Below are 16,976 nucleotides of genomic sequence, written 5' to 3' on the forward strand. Positions count from 1 at the left end.
GTATGGGGCACCACGGATGGCGGGGCAATCCGCCCGGAACCGAGCGCGAGGCACGCCGCCGGATCGTCGAGGCGGCGACCGCCTGCATCGACCGGGTCGGTCTCGCCAAGACCAGCCTCTCCGACGTCGCCGCGGAAGCGGGCGTCACCCGGCAGACCGTCTACCGCTACTTCCCGAGCCTCGCCGACATTCTCAGCGCCGTCGCGCTGGACCGGGTCGAGGAGTTCGCCGGGCGGATGGAACGGCATCTGGCCACGTTCGCCGACCCCGCCGAGGTCGCCGTGGAATCCGTGGTGTTCGGCGTCCGCGCGGTCCCCGACGAGCCGTATCTGGGGCTGCTCCTGAAAGCGGGCGAGGCCGATGTCTTCACCGTGGCGGTCACTTCTTCGCAGTCGTTCGCGCTCGGCGCGCGGATCCTCCGGAATGTGCCGGTCGACTGGGCCGCGGTGGGGGTCACGACCGACGAGGACTTCGAGGGCCTCGCCGAAATGCTGATGCGGTTGTTCCTGTCGTTCCTGCAGTACCCCTCGACGCCGGCGCACACCGACGAACAGTTGCGTGCCATGGTCCGCCGGTGGATCGGTCCAGCGCTGACCGCACGGCCGTGACAATCGGACTCCGTGAAGTATCAACGCGGATGGTAGTTATTCACCGACAATAGCCAGCGTTCTTGTCTGGTCTTCACGATCCTGCCACCCTCGCCGAAGACGATCATCGGCGAAAGGGGAGTGCATGGGATGGTGGTGGCAGGCGTTCTCCGACGTCGCACCGTGGTCGCTGCTCGCCGCCGCGGCCGGCGCCGTCGTCGCCGAATTCGTCGCGCGCCATCGGGGAAACCGGCGTCGCCGGTCCGCGGTCGCGTTGGATTTCGCTTTGCTGGCCTCGCTTTTCGCGATACTGGCAATCGTGTTCGTACCGGCGCCGATGACGGACCGCGGTTCGCCGGTGAGTCTCCACCTGCTGGGCGATGTCCTGCCCGTCTTCGACGATCGCCCGGACCTCGCCTTGTTCCAGTTGGCGGGCAACGTTCTCCTGCTGGCACCGCTCGCGCTGCTGGCACCGGTGCGCTTCGACTGGGCGAAGCCGGTGCCACGGATCGTCCTGGCGGCGTTCGCGGTGTCCGTGTCGATCGAATGCCTTCAGGTCTGGCAGGGCGCCGGACGGGTGGGCTCGCTGGACGACGTCTTGTGCAACACGGCGGGCGCCGCGCTCGCGGCCTGGTGCGGAAGCCGGTGGCGAGGCCGGGCGACGGGCAGCGTCCGCGTGTGGCACCGCTCGGGAATCGAAGTCCGGCGTTCCGGTGCGGTGACCGCCCGCCGCGGGCAACGCCTGATCGGCCGCGTGACCCTGAGCGACCTGCCGCCCCTGGCGGAAGGGGCGACCCTCGAGATCACCCTGTCCGAATCGGACGGTGGAGCGCTGCTCGTTTCCGCGCAGGCGTCGGTGGCGGCATGAGCCGCGAGCGCTACCTCGGCCGGACGGCCGCGAGGACGGCGTCCAGGCTGGGAAGCCAGCGCTGCCGGGGATCCGGCGCCGAGAGCCATTCCGCGTGGGCCTCGGCTCGGCCGGAGTCGGCAGGAAGGGGGAGCAGCGTGCCCCAGGCGAGTACTTCGACGTGCTGCGGCAGGGAATCCCGAGACGGGATCAGCCCGTCGGTCTCCGCGAGAATGGCCACCCGCGGACCCTGCTGAGTCAGTACCGCCATGGCGGGGCCTTCGCATCCCGTCTCCGCGAGCCGGGACAGGACCTGGGCGCCGTTGATCTTGGGCAGGGTCACCGCGCAGATCCCGCCTTCGAGGACCAGGAACGGCTGCGGACCTCGCCATTTGAGTGACCAGCCGAAGAGCCTACCGTAGAAGGCGTCGCCCCGGGGACGGATCGAACGCGACTCGACCGGGAGTACTTGGTGGTCCAGCGACATCGTCGGCGCCTTCCGAGCGGGGGAGGGGACAGGGTGTCCCGGGGACTCCGCCCAGCGTAACGGCACTCAGTGCCACTAGCAAGTGGCTGCTACCGTCCCGCTATGACCGATTCGCCGCGCCGAGCGCCGGTGACCAGAGCAGGCGCGACCCCCGAGGGGAGGCGCCGTCTGCGTCGCGCGCTCGCCGCGGCGGCCGTGGACCTGTTCGTGGCCAAGGGCTACGAGGCCACCACGGTGGACGAGATCGCGGCCGCGGCGGGGGTGGGCCGCCGGACGTTCTTCCGGTACTTCGACGCCAAGGACGACGTGCTCTTCGCCAACCACGACGAGATCGTGGCGGAGATGGAGGAGACGTTCGCCGCCGCGGATCCGGATCGCGATCCGGTCGAGGTGGCGTGTGCCGCCGTCGGGCTGGTCCTCGACTCCTACGCCGCGGAACTCGACGTCTCGCTCAAACGGTTCACCCTGACGCGGACGGTGCCTTCGTTGCGGGACAAGGAAGTCGCGACCGTAGACCGCTACCAGCGCGTCCTCGCCCGCTATCTGCGGGCACGGTTCACCGAACAGGGTGACGAGACGGCGAGCCTGCGCGCTGCCGTGGCGGCCGCGGCGATCGCGGCCGCCAACAACCACGTGCTCCGGCGCTGGCTGCGCAGTGGCGGGCAGGACGACATCGCCGCCAGCGCGGCGGAGGCCTTCGCGCTCGTGATCGACGCGTTCAAGGTCCAGGACGCCGCGGCCGAAACGACCATGGTGGCGGTGATGACCACCTCGACGCCACTGCAGACCGTCATCGCCAAGGTCAACGCCGCCTTGAATGAGCAGTAGGGGAGCGCGCTGGCACTCAGTGCCACGGAGGCGGCTCGTCGCAGGGGAGGGGAGTGCTGCGCCGCCGAGGAGGTGGGGCAGCGGGGAGTGGGGCGCAGTGCTCGGACTGCGGCCGGCTGGGAGGTACCTCGACCTCCCAGCGATACGCCGAATCCTCAAGTGTATAACGACCTATACGGCTGGGCAGAATAGAAAGATCCAGTTACTCCTTATGAAAAACCAGCTCAGAGGCGAGCAGGCTGCGGCAATTCTTTGACGAGGTCGAGGAAGAACTCCCGGATGTCCGCGGCGAGCAGGTCCGGAACCTCCATCGCGGCGAAGTGGCCGCCGCGTTCGAACTCCGTCCAATGCCTGACGTCATACAGCCGTTCGGCCAGTGGTCGCACCGACTGCGTGATGTCCCGTGGAAGTACCGCGACGCCGAGCGGTGCACGGCAGGGAGTGTGCCCCCTCCCGGCGTCGTGGTGGAGACGCGCGGACGAGGCCGCGGTCGCGGTCAGCCAGTACAGCGAGATGTCGGTGAGCATCCGGTCGTCGCTGACCGGTGTGCGCGGGTCTGTCCACTGGGCGAAGCGCTCGGCGATCCAAGCGAGCTGGCCGACCGGAGAGTCCGTCAACGCGTAGCCGATGGTCTGTGGGGTGGCCATCTGCAGTGCCTGATACGGCGGGCGATTCGCCATGAGCCGCTTGATCTTCTCCAGGCGGGCTTCGTCCTCTTCGGACAGTTCGAGGCCGGCGCCCGGGTCCGGCCGGGTCGGCAGGTAGTTCACGTGCACCCCGACAACGTGCTCCGGTGCCGCGGCGCCGAGTGCCGTCGAAATCCCTGAGCCGAAGTCGCCGCCTTGTGCGCCGTAGCGCTCGTATCCGAGGCGGCGCATCAGCTCGGCCCACGCCCGGGCGATCCGGTCGGCGCTCCAGCCTCGTTCGTGGGTCGGGCCGGAGAAGCCGTAGCCGGGAATCGAGGGGATCACCAGGTGGAAGTCGGGTGAGAGCGGCTCGATCAGGTCGAGGAATTCCAGGAACGAACCGGGCCAGCCGTGGGTGAGGACCAGTGCGAGCGCGTCCGGGTTCGCCGACCGGACGTGTACGAAGTGGATGTTCTGGCCGTCGATCTCAGTGGTGAAGTGCGGAAGCTTGTTGAGTTCGGCCTCGTGGGCGCGCCAGTCGTATCCGGTTCGCCAGTACTCGGCGAGTTCCTTGAGGCGGGCGAGCGGGAAGCCGTAGTCCAGGCCGGCGTCGGCGACCTCGTTGGGCCAGCGGGTGCGGGTCAGCCGGTCGGCGAGGTCGTCGAGGTCGGCCTGGGGGATGTCGATGTGGAAGGGCTTGATCGTCACGCCTGCTCCTCGAATCGTTGGGTGACTAAACGTTTGGTGACCCAACGATACCGGAATCGTTCGGGCGCCCAACGATTCGTTAGACTCGTCACATGGAGAATCCCTCGGAGGAGCCGAGCGGCCGCTGGCGGACGCTGCCCAGCTGGTTGCTCACGCAGACCGCCAACCACGCGCATCGCCTGGTGGCCGGCGGGTTCTCCGCCGTCGACTCCCGCGGCTACCACTACCGCGTGCTGGCGACGCTGGACGAGTTCGGGCCTGCCAGCCAGGCTGTGCTGGGCCGTAGGAGCGGCATCCACGTGAGCGAGATGGTCGCGGCGATCAACGAGCTCGCCGAACGTGAGCTGGTCGAACGTGCGCCGGATCCGGCCGATCGGCGGCGCAACGTCATCTCACTGACCACCGCGGGCAAGCGGCAGCTACGACGGCTGGAGAAACAGCTGGCCGAACGGCAGGACGAGCTGCTGGCTCCGCTTTCGGCCGAGGAGCGGAAGCGGTTCACCGAGTTGCTGTCGAAGCTGCTGGACCACCACGACCGCCTCGGCGCCTAGAAGCCTTGGGCGGACGCGAGAAACGCCTGGCGTGCGTCGGAAGTGCCGTGCTGCGGCCAAAGGGCTTGCAGGGGGACGTGCACGGCGGGCCGGAGTTCCCGGACGTGGACGGCGCCGCCCGCCGCCGGTCCGGGTGGCGCGGTCACGAACGCGACGCCTTCGGTGTCGAGGACGGCGGTGACCGGCGGCGTTCCCTGGATGGGGTTGCGGCGGATCTGGGGTTCGAACCCCGCGTCGCGGCAGAGGTTGACGAGCAGATCGGTGTAGCCGGACCGGCCAGGGTGCCCCCAGACGATGATCTTCTCGCCGTCGAGGTCGCTCAAGGCGAGGTGTTCGCGTTCGGCGAGCCGGTGTCCGGTGGCGACCGCGACGTTGAGCGGCTGCCGGATCAGGGTGGTTCCGACGAGGCCGTGCGCGAGGGTCAGCGCGCGGCCGAGGCCGAGGTCCAGGTGTCCGCCGAGCAGTTGTGCGACGAGTTCGTCGGGGTAGCGCTGGTTGACGTCGATGATCAGGTCGGGGTCGGCCTGGTGTCTGCGCAGGAGGGCGGTGACCTCGTCGCCGGTGACGGCGGGGGTGTGGCCGACGCGGAGCCGTTCGGGTTCGCTGCGGCCGATGCGCCTGGCGCGCCGGACGGCGGAATCGGCGATGCCGTGCAGGAGGTGGGCGTCGGCGATCAGTGCCTGTCCGGCGGGGAGCACGGTGACGCCGGTGGCGCTCCGCTCGAGCAGGGGGACGCCGACTTCCCGCTCGAGCGTGCGCACCGAGGTCGACAGCGCCTGCTGGCTCAGGTGCAGCCGGGCCGCCGCGCGGGTGAAGCTGCCTTCTTCGGCGACGGCGATGAGGTGGTTCAGTTTGTGCAGGTCCAGGCCCACCCCGGGGTTCCCCTTCGTGTCCGGTCTATGGCGTCTTGGTCAGCGTAGGGGTCAGCGGGTGGTGTAGCCGCCGTTGGGGAACATCGTCTGTCCGGTGAACCAGGCGCCGTCGGTGGCCAGGAACCGGATGATCGGCACGATGTCCTCGATCTTCGTGAGCCGGCCGCCCATGGCCTGTGACTTGTGGAATTCGACCCGTTCGGGGGTTTCCTGCGGGTAGAAGAACGGGGTGTCCATCGGGCCGGGGGCGACGACGTTGACCGAGATGCCGCGGTCGGCGAATTCCTTGGCGGCGGCCCTGGTGAAGTGTTCGAGTGGGGCTTTGCCGCCGGCGTAGGTGGAGTAGCCGTCGGTGAAGGCCGCGAGCAGGGACGTGCCGAGGCTGATGATCTTGCCGTTGTCGGAGAGGCGTCGGCCGGCTTCCTGGATGAAGAAGTAGGCGGCTTTGGCGTTGACCGCGAACATGCGGTCGTAGTCCTCTTCGGTGGTTTCGAGGATCGGCTTGCGCAGGACCATCCCGGTGGTGTTGATCGCGATGTCGGCGCGGCCGAAGGTGTCGATGGCGGTGTCGAAGAGCCGGCGGACGTCGGCGACCGCGGTGAGGTCGCCTTGGACGGCGATGGCTTCGGAGCCCGCGCCGCGGACGGCTTCGACGGTCTTGTCGGCGTCGGCCGCGGAGGCGTCGCCGTGGTAGTGGACGACGATTTTGGCGCCGGCTTCGCCGAGGGTGGTGGAGAGGAGTCCGCCGAGGTTCTTCGCGCCGCCGGCGATGATCGCGACGGTGTCGTTGAGGTTCTGTTCGCTCATGACTTCGAACGTAGGAGCCGGGGCGGTGGCTGGGAAACACAAGATCGAGGTGGGGTCACAAGCCTGGTTTGTGGCCTTCCCCACCTGGGCGGAGGCCGGGAATCTCCGGGATCGAACGGCGAGCTGACTCCGCATTGTGGACACTCTGAGCGTGCTCCGAGAAGTCGACGACCTTGATCAGCCCGCCACTCCTGAGAAAGCGCCCCGGCAGGGGCGTCCGGCGCGTGTGTTCGAGAGAGCGCTCGACAGGCTGGCGTGGTCGCCTTATCCGAGGGCGATCCTGCTGTATCTGGTGATCCGGACCGCGAGTGTCCAGCTGCTCGATCTGCTGGCCGCCCGGCGTGGTGCCACGTTGACCGATCGGCTGACGGCGTGGGACGGGCAGTGGTATCTGCGGCTGGCGGTGCACGGGTACGCGGATCTGCCGGGGACGCTGGACGCGGCGCGGCAGCCGTATTCGGACGCGCCGATGGCTTTCTTCCCGTTGTATCCGAAGCTCGTCGCCGCGGTGATGTGGCTCGGGCCGGATGTGGTGACGGCGGCGTTGACGGTTTCGGTGCTGGCCGGTCTGGTGCTGGCGTGCGGGTTGATCCGGATCGGGCGGGCGGTTTCGCCGGAGCGGGGTGACCGGACCGGGTTGTTGCTGGTGGCGTTGTGGGCCGGGGCGCCGATGGCGATCGTGTTCTCGATGGCTTACACGGAAGCGGTGTTCTGCGCGTTCGCGGTGTGGTCGCTGGTGGGGGTGCTGGAGCGGCGCTGGATGTTGGCGGGTCTGTGCGCTTTCGCGGCCGGGTTGTCGAGGTCGACGGCGGTGGTGCTGGTCGCGGTGGTCGTGGTGGCGGCGTTGATCGCGGTCTTCCGGCGTACCGAGAAGCGGTGGTGGGCGTTGGCGGGTGCGGTGGTGGCTCCGCTGGGGGTCGCCGGGTATCTGGGGTTCGTCGCGTACCGGACGGGTAGCTGGACCGGCTGGCAGGACATCGAGTTGCGGGGCTGGAACACCGAGTTCGACTTCGGTGCGGAGACGGCGGATTCGGTGCTGGCGCGGTTGACCGGGGACGAGTCGGTGTTCAGCACGCTGACGGTGTTGTTGCTGCTGGGCGCGGTGGCGCTGGTGGTGGTGGCGGCGTTCATCCGGGTGCCGTGGCCGTTGACACTGTATGGGGCCGGGGTGCTGTTGCTGGCGATCGGCACGCGGGGGTTGCCGGATGCGAAGATCCGGTTCATCCTGCCCGCTTTCCCGGTGCTGGTGCCGATCGCGATCGGGTTGTCGAAGCGGCGGACGGTCACGGCGGTGGCGGCCGCGGTGGCGTGGGTGGTGCTGGGTGCGTGGTTCTCGGCGCACGCTCTGACGGCGTGGCGGTACGCGATTTAGCTCGCTTGCCGGTTTCGGTGGTCGGCGACGTGGACCCTGGTCGCGCAGCGGGTGGAGCAGAACCGGCGGCGGCCGTTGCGGGAGACGTCGACGTAGACCGTTTCGCAGCCTTCGCGTGAGCAGACGCCGAAGCGGTCCGGGGTGTCGCAGACGAGGTGTGCGAGTCCGCCCGCGGTGTAGGCCCGGACTCGGGACGCGGTGCCGGCGTGTGCGTCGACGTAGTGCAGGTGGGGTGCCTTGCCGTCGTGGGTGGAGATGTAGGGCTTGGACGCGGAATCGTGGAGCAGCGCGTTGACCAGGTCGACGCGGGTGGCGGGGTCGGCTTCGAAGACGTCCCGGAGTCTTTTGGTCCAGGCGATGATCTCGGTCGATTCGTGTTCTTTCACGGCGGCGACGGTCATGCGGTCGCGGAAGATCGCGGTCAGCGTTGCCGGGTCGGCGGCGTCGCCGAGGTTGACCAGGTCGGCGGCGATCTGGGCCGCCGCTCCGCCGTAAGGGTTGAAGTGCATTGACTCATTACAGCACGATCGGGGCATGGAAGCGAACAAGTGCCCGCGGTGTGGGTGGCCGCTGGCCGAACTGCCCGGAAGCGCGACGACGTCCCAGCGGGTCTCCCAGGGGAGGCTCGAGTACGTCCGGTGTCTGTGCGGGAGCTGGCTCGCGCGCGTCGACGGTGTGGTGATCGGGGCGACGAAGTCCCAGCTGGGGCAGGCTCAGTTCTGACGGTGGCGCGCGTCGGCGAGCAGTTGCGCGAGCGCGTGCACGGGGGAGGTCTCCAGCTTGTGGCGATGCGCGTCGTAGCGGTCGCGGGTGGTGCGGATGTCGGCGTGTCCCAGCAGATCCTGGACCTTCTGGACCGGGACGTCGTTGGCCAGCAGCAGGGTTCCCGTGGTGCGCCGCGCGGTGTGCGGGGAGATGGTGTTCGCTTCCGCGAGTCCGGCGGCGCGGGCCTGTGCCCGCAGCAGGAACCAGACGTCCCGTTGCGCCAGCGGTTTCCCGCCGGATTTGGTGCGGTCGTAGCGGTGGGGCATGGTCGCGAGCAGCGGACCGGTCAGCTCGTCGGGGCGGACGCCGATGCGCGCGGCGCGCAGGTCGAGGTAGCGGCGCAGCGGATGCTGGGCGGCGGGGACGAGCGGGACGAAGTCGCGGTGGCCGCCCTTGGCGGTGTAGCGCAGGATCGTGTGCCCGGAGTCGATGTCGAGGTCCTGCACGGTGGCCGTGGTGAGGCCGGAGACGCGCAGGCCGGTGTAGAACAGGATCGCGACGACCGCGGCGTCGCGCCAGGACGGTTCGGTGTCGTTCGCGCGGGCCCGTTTCTCCATGTGGTTGAGCAGTTTCGCCGTCGACTCGCCGCCGAGTGCGGGCAGCGGTGGGGTTTTGCCGGTCTTGGGCCGGTTGACCGCGGAGACCGGGTTGCGGTCGGCGATGTCGTTCGACTGTAGATACCGGTACCAGCTGGAGATGCCGGCGAGGGTGCGCGCGACGGTGGAGTCGGCGGCCGGCCGGGGCAGGCCGTCCTTTCCGGTGACGGTGAGGGTGTTCTTCCAGGCGTCGACGTCGGCGCGGCGTGCCATGAGCGGGTCGAGGCCGGTGCGGGCGCACCAGCCGAGCCAGGCCGACAGGTCGGCGTAGTAGGCGCGGCGGGTGTGATCGGTCTTGTCGGTCTCGAGCCAGAGGGTGGTGACGTGCCGGATCGCGTACCGGTCGAGCGGGTCGGCCGGGGGAAGCGCGGGCAGCAGCGCGACGGCTTCGGCGAGGATCTGCCGCCGGTTCTCGGGCCTGGTCTCCGGGAGCCGGGACGGCGGTTCCGGCGCGGTGGGCACGAGTTCGGCGGACATCGTGATCATCCTAGCGACGTTCCCGTGCCCCTCGTGAGCGGCAAGGGTGGATTCTAGCTACGGCTGATCCCCCTGGCCTGTGTCCGTGAAGGCCCCTTCCCTCGGCTCAGCCGAACAAACTCGACCTTCACACCTTCCCCAGTACATGAAGGCCCCCATCCTTGCGCCTAGGTACAGGAAGGGGGCCTTCCTGTACCTAGGCGCGGACAAAGGAACATCGGCGCCTAGCCGGTCGAGTAAAGGAGGGGTCTAACCGTCCTCACCACTCACGAGGTGTAGTAACCCTCCACCGGAACGCGGGCCTCGTCGTACAACGCCGGACCCTCCAGCCGGACGGGCGGTGCGGTGGTGGGCGGCTTGAGCGCGGTGACCTGTTCGCCGGAGAGGCCGAACACGACCCGCCCGAGGCCGGAGCGTTCGATGGCGCCCTGGCACATCCCGCACGGCTGGCAGCTGGTGTACATGGTGGTCTCCGCGGCGACGGCGGGTTCGAGCTCGCGGGCGGCCCACACGGCGAGTTTCAGTTCCGGGTGCAGGCTGATGTCGGATTGCGACACCGTGGTGTTGTGGTCTTCGGCCAGCACCGTGCCGTCGGGGCCGACGAGCAGCGAGCCGAAGGGCGGGTCGCCGTCCCTGCGGGAGTTCGCGGCCAGTTCGATGGCGCGGCGGAGGAATTTCTCGTCTTCTTCGGTCATCGTCGGTCCTCTTCGGTTCGGTAGCGGCCCAGTTCCAGTGTGCGGCGACGGTCGCCAGTGCCTGCCAGGCGACTTCGGGGCGGAGGGTCTCGTCGGGGTCGCCGGAGAAGGGGTCGAGCACGACCGTTTCGGCGCCGAGGTGCCGGAGGCGGTCGAGGTCGTCGACGATCTGCTCGATCGTGCCTTCCCCGGCGGGGCGATCGGGTCGGGTGACGGGCCGTTCGGTGACGTTGAGCAGGATCCGCGGGGCGAACGCGGGGGCCGGCCGCTCGTGGGCGTCGGCGATGGTCTTGACCCTGGTGAGCGCTTCGGTGAGCCAGGGGAGGGTGGCCCGCAGCGGGTGCCAGGCGTCGCCGATCCGGACGGCGCGGCGGATCCCGGCGTCGCTGTTGCCACCGACCCAGATCGGGATGTCGCCGGCGCGGTAGTCGGCGTCGTCGGCCCACGCTTTCCGGACGGCGTCGAGGTGGCCGTCGGTCAGCCGTCCCCGGTGCTCGAACGGGACGTCGAGCGCTTCGAACTCCTGACGGGCCCAGCCGGAGGCGACGCCGAGCACCAGCCGTCCGCCGCTGAGCTGGTTCAGGTTCGCGGCCATGCGGGCGATGAGCAGTGGATGCCGGTACGGGACGATGAGCACGGTGGTGCCCAGCCGGATCCGGTCCGTCACGCCGGCGAGCCACGACAGCGTCGTGAACGGTTCGTAGAACGGAGCCGGGTACTGCTCGGCGACGTCGGGAGTGATGACGACGTGGTCGGACACCATGAGCAGGTCGTAGCCGAGGCCTTCGACCGTGGTGGCCCAACCGCGGAGGATCCCGGGGTCGGTCCCCGGTCCGAAATTCGGGACGTTGACACCTATTCGCACAGGTCAAGGCTATCGGCGGGGCGGAATCCCGGGAAGGGATCTTTCCCGGCGTATGGCCGTTTGCGCCGTGGATCTGCCGGTATTCTGGCCGGATGGCCGAGATTCTCGATGCGACGGACTGGGCGATCCTGGTCGAGCTGCAGAAGGACGGGCGCGTGCCGTTCACCGAGCTGGGGAAGCGGGTGAGCTTGAGCGCGTCGGCGGCGACGGAACGGGTCAAGCGGCTGGAGTCGGCCGGGGTGATCACCGGTTATCGCGCCGAGGTCGATCTGGAGAAGGCCGGGTATGTGGTGCTCGCGGTGGTGCGGTTGAAGTACCCGGGCAGCAAACACGCCCCGTTGCACAAGCTCCTGGCCGAGCGGACCGAGATCCTCGAATGCCTGCGGACGACCGGTGACGACTGCTATTCGCTGAAGATCGCGGCCCCGTCGATGGGGCGGCTGGAGGAGATCGTCAACGAGCTAGCGCTCTTCGGCAGCACGAACACGAATATCGTCTACAACCAGACCTTGCCGTACCGGGGTCCGCAGGGTCCGTGACCACACCGGCCACGGGCCCTGCGGGATCACGCGGTCTCCCAGAGTCCCATGACGTTGCCTTCCGGGTCCTTGAAGTAGGCGGCGAAACCCATGTCGCCGACCGCGGTCCGGCCGACGAGGGTCGCGCCGCCCTGCTGCCCGATGACCGCGAGCGTGTCGTCGATGTCGTCGACGTCGAGCACGACCACCGGGCCCGACGCGGGGCTGAGCTCCTTGGCCAGCATCCCGCCGTTGATGAATCCCGGCTCCGCTGGCATGCCGGTCTCGGCGGTCGGCCCCGAAGCGACGATCGTGTAGTCCATTCCCGGCATCGCCTCGGCCTTCCAGCCGAAGACCTCCTGGTAGAAGCCGCGTGCGCGTTCGCCGTCCTCGAACGGAATCTCTCGAAGTGCACCACCCGTCCGGCCATGGTCGTCAACTCCTGTCGTGGCAGTGGATTCGGAACGCCCTCGGCCAATAACCGCCGTCCTCGGCGCGCTAGAGGACTTCGCCCTCTCCGAACCACCGGCGCACGGCGCCGAGGAGTTCGTGCTGGTCTTCGCCCGCCCACGCGACGTGACCGTCCGGCCGCAGCAGGACGGCCGGTACGTCCAGTTCTTCGCTGGCGTCGACGACGTGATCGACCCGGTCCGACCAACCCCGGACCGACAGCGCGCCGGTTCGGTCGAGCAGCAGACCCCGGCCGCCGTGGGTCAGCCCGTAGAGATGTCCCTGCCCGAGTTCCAGGTCCCGCATTCGGCGGCCGAGAAGTTCGTGCCCTTCGCCGAAGTCGTAGCGGATCGCGGTCGCGGTGATCTTTTCGGTGAGGAACCGGCTCACGTCCTCGAACTCCATCAGTTCCGCCAGCAGCCGCCGGAGTGCCTGGGACCCCGGATCGAGCGACATCAGCTGCATCTGCGCACGGGTGTTGTCCAGCACCGCGGCGGCCACCGGATGTCGTTCGGCGTGATAGGTGTCCAGCAGGTCCTCCGGCGCCCAGCCGCCGACCGCGGCCGCGAGTTTCCAGCCGAGGTTGAAGGCGTCCTGGACGCCGAGGTTGAGCCCTTGTCCGCCGACCGGTGGATGGACATGCGCCGCGTCGCCCGCCAGGAACACGCGTCCGGCCCGGTAACGCTCGGCCAGGCGGGTGGCGTCGCCGAAGCGGGAGAGCCAGCGCGGCGAGTGCACGCCGAAATCACTGCCGGCGACGGCTTTGAGCTGTCGTTTGACCTCGTCGAAGGTCGGCGGGACGCGCGGGTCCTCGGCCAGGCCCTCGGCGGGGACGGCGACCCGGTAAACGCCATCGCCGAGGGGGGAGAGGCCGAACCGCAGCTGGGTCTTGCGGACCTCGGTCATCACCGCGAGCACCGTTTCCCAGTCCTCGGTCAGTTCCATCTCGCCCAGCAGAGTCTCGGCGGTGGCCGGTTCCCCGGGAAAGCCGATCCCGAGGAGCTTGCGCACCGTGCTGCGCCCGCCGTCGCAGCCGACGAGGTACCGCGAGCGCAACCTCGTGCCGTCGGCCAGTTCGACGTCCACCCCGTCCTCGTCCTGGCTCAGGCCGACCAGTTCGCGGCCGCGGCGGATCTCGACCCCCGCTTCGGCGGCGTGCTCGGTCAGCAGCCGGTCGGTGACGGTTTGCGGGATGCCGAGGATGTAGGCGTGCGCGCTGTCCAGCGGCGGCGCCGGTTTGACGATGCCCGCGAACGAGCCGCCGACCGGGTACTTCGTTCCGTTCTCGAGGAACCGCTCCAGCAGACCACGCTGGTCCATCACCTCGATACTGCGCGCGTGCAGGCCCAGGGAGCGGACGACCTTGGTCGGCTCCCGATCCTTCTCCAAGACGGCTACACGGACGCCGTGTAGCCGCAGTTCGGCGCCCAGCATCATGCCGGTCGGTCCACCGCCGGCGATGATCACGTCGATCAAGAGTCCCCCTGTTTGTCGAGCTCATGCCGCTACGGCGGGGGATTCTGCGGCATGGCCGGGGTCTTGCCGCAAGCCCCCTGGTGCGCTATACGTTGGAAGTGGCAGGGAGAGCGGATCTCTCTGCCATTGTCGTTTCCAGGCATACCGAACATGTTCGTAACGAACATGTTCGGTATGGTGGTCGTATGGCACCCGAGAAGAGCCGCCGGGAACGACCGGCCAAACCCGCGCTGACCCGTGACGGCATCGTCGCCGTCGCCGTCGCGATCCTGCGCGAGGAAGGCCTGCGGAAGGTCACGATGCGCCGTCTGGCGCAGGAACTCGACACCGGCGCGGCGTCGCTCTACGTCTACGTCCGCAACACCGCCGAGCTGCACGCGGCGATCCTGGACGAACTCCTCGGCACGATCCCCTCGCCGCCGTCCGGCGGTGACTGGCGTGAGCGGCTCGAGCGGCTACTCATGGCCTACACCGCGACACTGCTCGAATATCCCGGGCTCGCCCTCTCCGCGCTGGTGGCCCGCCCGAGCGGCGAGAACTACCTCGCGCTGTGCGAAAACCTGCTCGCCCTTCTCACCGAGGGTGGCGTCGCGCCCGAACGGCGCGCGTGGGGAATCGACATCCTCCTGCAGCACGCGACGGCGACCGCGGCCGAGCACGCCGACGAGCAGTCGCCGGAGGAGTGGGACGCGCTGGGCCGCGCCGTGCGCGACGCCGACGAGGCGACCCATCCCCAGATCGCCGCCCACGCGGCAGACCTGCTCACCGGGGCGCCCGAGCAGAGGATGTCGTGGGGACTTCGGGTGCTGATCACCGGAATCACCCACACCGGGCTCCCCGCCGAAAGGAACCAGGCATGATCACACACCACCCCATCGCGATCATCGGCGCCGGACTCGGCGGGCTCACCTTGGCCCGAGTCCTCCACGTCAACGGCATCGAGGCGGCGGTCTTCGACCTCGACGCCTCGCCGTCCGCGCGCACGCAGGGCGGAATGCTCGATATCCACGTGGACTCCGGGCAGGCCGCACTGCGGGCCGCCGGCCTCCACGACGGATTCCGTGCCATCGTGCACCCCGGCGGCGAGGCAGTGCGCATCCTCGACCGGCACGCGGTCGTGCATCACGAGGAGACCGACGAAGGTGACGGCGGACGCCCCGAAGTGGCTCGGGGCGACCTGCGCGATCTGCTACTCGGTTCCCTGCCCGAAGGCACCGTGCGCTGGGGCGCCAAGGTCACCGGCACCCGTCCGCTCGGCGGCGGCAGGCACGAAGTCGTCCTGGCCGACGGGACGGCGTTCACCACGGGCCTGCTGGTTGGCGCCGACGGCGCATGGTCGAAAGTCCGGCCTCTGGTGTCCGCCGCCGAACCGGCCTACGAGGGCGTCTCCTTCGTCGAAGCGCACCTGAACGACGCCGAGCGTCGCCATCCGGCGAGCGCGGCACTCGTCGGCGGCGGCATGTTCTTCGCACTCGGTGCGGGCAAAGGGTTTCTGGCGCATCACGACACCTCCGGGAGCCTCCACGTCTACATCGCGCTGAAGGCCGCCGAAAACTGGATCTCCACCCTCGACTTCAGGGACATCGCCGCCGCGAAAGAGGCCGTCCTGAACCAGTTCGACGGGTGGGACGCGGGACTGCAGGCGCTGATCACCGACGCCGACGGCGAGCTGATCCCGCGACCGATCCACGCGCTGCCCATCGGTCACCGCTGGGACCGTGTCCCCGGTGTCACCCTGCTCGGGGACGCCGCCCACCTGATGTCGCCGTTCGCCGGAGAAGGCGCCAACCTCGCGATGCTCGACGGTGCGGAACTCGGACTCGCCCTCGCCGCGAATCCCGGCGACGTCGAAGCCGCTCTCGGCACGTACGAAGCGGCACTGTTCCCGCGCAGCGAGGCGTCGGCGGCCGAATCCGCCGAAAGCCTCGACCTCTGTTTCGCCGAAGACTCCCCGAAACCGTTGCTGGACCAGTTCGCTTCTTACCGCTGACCGGCCGGTTGGGAGCGCCTGGCATAGGCGCGGGCGGCACGAGCCCGGTCGCCGCACCGCACCGAACACCACTGGCGCCGCCCGTTGCGCAGGAAGAACCGCGTGCACGGCGGAGACCCGCAGGCGGCGATCCGCTCCGCGTCCGGCCCGGTCAGCAGGTCCGCGGCGTTGGCGGCGAGCGTCGCCAAGGCGTGCTCGACGATCTGGGTGATCGGATGCGACGCGGTGCGGTACAGCCCGCGGGCCGGGTCCCAGCGCAGGAGTTCCGCGGTGGGCGCCTTGCTCAGCGCTTCGTTGACGGCGTTGAGAGCGCTCTGCGGAGCCGGATCCGAGCACGACCTCGACGCGAGCAGCACCCGCACCTGCTCACGCAACGACCGGACGAGGCCCGCGCACATCTCCTGCAGACCGGAGTCGACCGGGGCGAGCCCCTGGTCGGCCAGCCACTTCGCCGCGGCGGCCGGGGTGCCGAGCACATCGGTGACCTGGCCGCCGGGCAACGCGATCGTGGTGTTGGCGAGCGCCAGCGCGACGTACTGCTCGGAGCCCGGGGCCGGGGGAAGGGCAGCGGTGTCGTCCACGGTCTCATCGTAGGTCCTCACGGAATTGGTTGCATCCTTCCGTGAGAACTGGCTAGTGTTCTCACGGAAGCATAAATATCTATCCGTGAGGTGGACGATGCATCAGCTCGGCGAACAGCTCTCAGTCCAGGTCTCCGGCGGCCCGACCGCGGTGATCGACTACGGCGGCCTGCGCTTCCTGACCGACCCGACCTTCGACGAACCCGGCCGCTACGGGCGTCCCGACGGGAAACCCGGCCTCACCAAGACCGCGCCGGCCTCGCTGAACCCCGCGGACCTCGGCCACATCGACGCCGTCCTGCTCTCGCACGACGAGCACCCCGACAACCTCGACCACTCCGGCCGGAAACTGCTGGCGGACGTGCCTTTGACGCTCACTACGCCCAGTGGCGCGGGCAGGCTGGGCGGCACCGCGAAAGGGCTGGCGACCTGGGAAACGGTGGAGCTCGACCGGCCCGGCGGGGGAACCGTGACCGTGACCGGCGCGCCCGCGCTCCACGGTCCGGAAGGCTCGCAGAAGATCACCGGCGACGTCGTCGGATTCGTGCTCACCGGCCAGGGCCTGCCGACGGTCTACGTCAGTGGCGACAACGCCTCGCTCGACGCCGTCCGGCAGGTCGCCGACCGGTTCGGCCCGGTCGACACCGCCGTGCTCTTCGCCGGGGCTCCGCGGCTGAAGCCGGTCTTCGACGGAGCCCTGCTCGTCCTCGACAGCGCGCTGGCCGCGGAGGCGACGCGGATTCTCGGCGCCCGCGCGGTCGTGCCCGTGCACATCGACAGCTGGGAGCACTTCACCGAAGGCCGCGACGACCTGGTGGCCGCGTTCACCGCGGCCGGACTGTCCGATCGGCTGCGGCTGGGCTGAGCTTGATCGTCTA

20 protein-coding genes and 1 pseudogene are annotated in these 16,976 nt (G+C 69.3%); 10 read left to right on the forward strand and 11 right to left on the reverse strand.

Annotated elements, in window-relative coordinates; translation table 11 throughout:
• Window positions 1–2 precede the first annotated feature (2 nt).
• Together ACFVM3_RS16510 and ACFVM3_RS16515 are read left to right on the forward strand one after the other, a co-directional pair.
• The gene (locus tag ACFVM3_RS16510) at window positions 3–608 is read left to right on the forward strand and encodes a TetR/AcrR family transcriptional regulator (RefSeq protein ID WP_378439503.1); all 606 of its coding nucleotides are present in this window, start codon (window positions 3–5) and stop codon (window positions 606–608) included.
• Window positions 609–732: 124 nt separating this feature from the next.
• Window positions 733–1,455: a VanZ family protein gene (locus tag ACFVM3_RS16515; RefSeq protein WP_378439505.1), complete on the forward strand. Its 723-nt coding sequence runs from the start codon at window positions 733–735 to the stop codon at window positions 1,453–1,455.
• A 10-nt stretch (window positions 1,456–1,465) separates the two neighbouring features.
• On the opposite strand, the gene ACFVM3_RS16520 is transcribed toward ACFVM3_RS16515, so the two are convergent.
• Entirely contained in the window at window positions 1,466–1,921 is a 456-nt protein-coding gene (locus tag ACFVM3_RS16520) for a glycogen operon protein GlgX (protein ID WP_378439507.1), read from the reverse strand.
• A 102-nt stretch (window positions 1,922–2,023) separates the two neighbouring features.
• Between ACFVM3_RS16520 and ACFVM3_RS16525 the strand changes: the two genes are divergently transcribed.
• On the forward strand, window positions 2,024–2,749 hold the full coding sequence (locus ACFVM3_RS16525; protein WP_378439509.1) for a TetR family transcriptional regulator: 726 nt from the start codon (window positions 2,024–2,026) through the stop codon (window positions 2,747–2,749).
• A 224-nt stretch (window positions 2,750–2,973) separates the two neighbouring features.
• Here ACFVM3_RS16525 and ACFVM3_RS16530 read toward each other — a convergent pair whose 3' ends face one another.
• Entirely contained in the window at window positions 2,974–4,083 is a 1,110-nt protein-coding gene (locus ACFVM3_RS16530) for an epoxide hydrolase family protein (RefSeq protein ID WP_378439511.1), read from the reverse strand.
• Between the two features lie 92 nt (window positions 4,084–4,175).
• On the opposite strand from ACFVM3_RS16530, the gene ACFVM3_RS16535 reads away from it, so the two are divergent.
• Complete coding sequence (locus ACFVM3_RS16535; RefSeq protein ID WP_378439513.1) at window positions 4,176–4,634, forward strand: MarR family winged helix-turn-helix transcriptional regulator; 459 nt, start codon at window positions 4,176–4,178, stop codon at window positions 4,632–4,634.
• Here ACFVM3_RS16535 and ACFVM3_RS16540 read toward each other — a convergent pair.
• Window positions 4,631–5,506 carry a LysR family transcriptional regulator gene (locus ACFVM3_RS16540; RefSeq protein WP_378439515.1) on the reverse strand — a complete coding sequence of 292 codons (876 nt, stop codon included), beginning with the start codon at window positions 5,504–5,506 and terminating at the stop codon, window positions 4,631–4,633. The genes ACFVM3_RS16535 and ACFVM3_RS16540 overlap by 4 nt on opposite strands.
• Before the next feature lie 51 nt (window positions 5,507–5,557).
• Window positions 5,558–6,313: an SDR family oxidoreductase gene (locus tag ACFVM3_RS16545; protein WP_378439517.1), complete on the reverse strand. Its 756-nt coding sequence runs from the start codon at window positions 6,311–6,313 to the stop codon at window positions 5,558–5,560.
• A gap of 226 nt (window positions 6,314–6,539) precedes the next feature.
• On the opposite strand from ACFVM3_RS16545, the gene ACFVM3_RS16550 reads away from it, so the two are divergent.
• A complete protein-coding gene (locus ACFVM3_RS16550) occupies window positions 6,540–7,685 on the forward strand; it encodes a hypothetical protein (RefSeq protein ID WP_378439519.1) in 1,146 nt (381 codons plus the stop codon).
• Here ACFVM3_RS16550 and ACFVM3_RS16555 read toward each other — a convergent pair.
• Window positions 7,682–8,194: a CGNR zinc finger domain-containing protein gene (locus ACFVM3_RS16555; RefSeq protein ID WP_378439521.1), complete on the reverse strand. Its 513-nt coding sequence runs from the start codon at window positions 8,192–8,194 to the stop codon at window positions 7,682–7,684. The two genes, ACFVM3_RS16550 and ACFVM3_RS16555, sit on opposite strands and share 4 nt — an antisense overlap.
• Window positions 8,195–8,219: 25 nt before the next feature.
• Between ACFVM3_RS16555 and ACFVM3_RS16560 the strand changes: the two genes are divergently transcribed.
• A complete protein-coding gene (locus tag ACFVM3_RS16560) occupies window positions 8,220–8,408 on the forward strand; it encodes a hypothetical protein (RefSeq protein WP_378439522.1) in 189 nt (62 codons plus the stop codon).
• On the opposite strand, the gene ACFVM3_RS16565 is transcribed toward ACFVM3_RS16560, so the two are convergent.
• The 3 genes and pseudogenes from ACFVM3_RS16565 to ACFVM3_RS16575 form a co-directional block, all read right to left on the reverse strand.
• A complete protein-coding gene (locus ACFVM3_RS16565) occupies window positions 8,399–9,523 on the reverse strand; it encodes a tyrosine-type recombinase/integrase (RefSeq protein ID WP_378439524.1) in 1,125 nt (374 codons plus the stop codon). The genes ACFVM3_RS16560 and ACFVM3_RS16565 overlap by 10 nt on opposite strands.
• A gap of 266 nt (window positions 9,524–9,789) precedes the next feature.
• On the reverse strand, window positions 9,790–10,218 hold the full coding sequence (locus tag ACFVM3_RS16570; protein ID WP_378439525.1) for a nucleoside deaminase: 429 nt from the start codon (window positions 10,216–10,218) through the stop codon (window positions 9,790–9,792).
• Window positions 10,215–11,083: pseudogene (locus ACFVM3_RS16575) on the reverse strand (TIGR03619 family F420-dependent LLM class oxidoreductase). Before ACFVM3_RS16575 ends, ACFVM3_RS16570 begins: the two are co-directional and overlap by 4 nt.
• A gap of 92 nt (window positions 11,084–11,175) precedes the next feature.
• Between ACFVM3_RS16575 and ACFVM3_RS16580 the strand changes: the two are divergent.
• Window positions 11,176–11,622 (forward strand): Lrp/AsnC family transcriptional regulator, encoded by a 447-nt coding sequence (locus ACFVM3_RS16580; RefSeq protein WP_378439527.1) that lies wholly within the window; start codon window positions 11,176–11,178, stop codon window positions 11,620–11,622.
• Window positions 11,623–11,648: 26 nt separating this feature from the next.
• On the opposite strand, the gene ACFVM3_RS16585 is transcribed toward ACFVM3_RS16580, so the two are convergent.
• Window positions 11,649–12,080, reverse strand: coding sequence for a VOC family protein (locus ACFVM3_RS16585; protein ID WP_378439602.1), 432 nt, complete (start codon window positions 12,078–12,080; stop codon window positions 11,649–11,651).
• A 19-nt stretch (window positions 12,081–12,099) separates the two neighbouring features.
• The gene (gene rox / locus ACFVM3_RS16590; RefSeq protein ID WP_378439529.1) at window positions 12,100–13,527 is read right to left on the reverse strand and encodes a rifampin monooxygenase; all 1,428 of its coding nucleotides are present in this window, start codon (window positions 13,525–13,527) and stop codon (window positions 12,100–12,102) included.
• Between the two features lie 185 nt (window positions 13,528–13,712).
• Here rox and ACFVM3_RS16595 point away from each other — a divergent pair, with 185 nt between their 5' ends.
• Together ACFVM3_RS16595 and ACFVM3_RS16600 are read left to right on the forward strand one after the other, a co-directional pair.
• Window positions 13,713–14,387 carry a TetR/AcrR family transcriptional regulator gene (locus tag ACFVM3_RS16595; RefSeq protein ID WP_378439531.1) on the forward strand — a complete coding sequence of 225 codons (675 nt, stop codon included), beginning with the start codon at window positions 13,713–13,715 and terminating at the stop codon, window positions 14,385–14,387.
• Window positions 14,384–15,517 carry an FAD-dependent oxidoreductase gene (locus ACFVM3_RS16600; RefSeq protein WP_378439533.1) on the forward strand — a complete coding sequence of 378 codons (1,134 nt, stop codon included), beginning with the start codon at window positions 14,384–14,386 and terminating at the stop codon, window positions 15,515–15,517. The genes ACFVM3_RS16595 and ACFVM3_RS16600 overlap by 4 nt, the downstream gene beginning before the upstream one ends.
• Here the strand turns inward: ACFVM3_RS16600 and ACFVM3_RS16605 are convergent.
• Complete coding sequence (locus tag ACFVM3_RS16605; protein ID WP_378439535.1) at window positions 15,508–16,098, reverse strand: CGNR zinc finger domain-containing protein; 591 nt, start codon at window positions 16,096–16,098, stop codon at window positions 15,508–15,510. The genes ACFVM3_RS16600 and ACFVM3_RS16605 overlap by 10 nt on opposite strands.
• 97 nt (window positions 16,099–16,195) lie before the next feature.
• Between ACFVM3_RS16605 and ACFVM3_RS16610 the strand changes: the two genes are divergently transcribed.
• Window positions 16,196–16,963 carry an MBL fold metallo-hydrolase gene (locus ACFVM3_RS16610; protein ID WP_378439537.1) on the forward strand — a complete coding sequence of 256 codons (768 nt, stop codon included), beginning with the start codon at window positions 16,196–16,198 and terminating at the stop codon, window positions 16,961–16,963.
• Window positions 16,964–16,976: the final 13 nt, after the last annotated feature.

Origin of the sequence: Amycolatopsis sp. NPDC057786 (genome assembly GCF_042797905.1) — a bacterium.
Taxonomy (GTDB): Bacteria; Actinomycetota; Actinomycetes; order Mycobacteriales; family Pseudonocardiaceae; genus Amycolatopsis.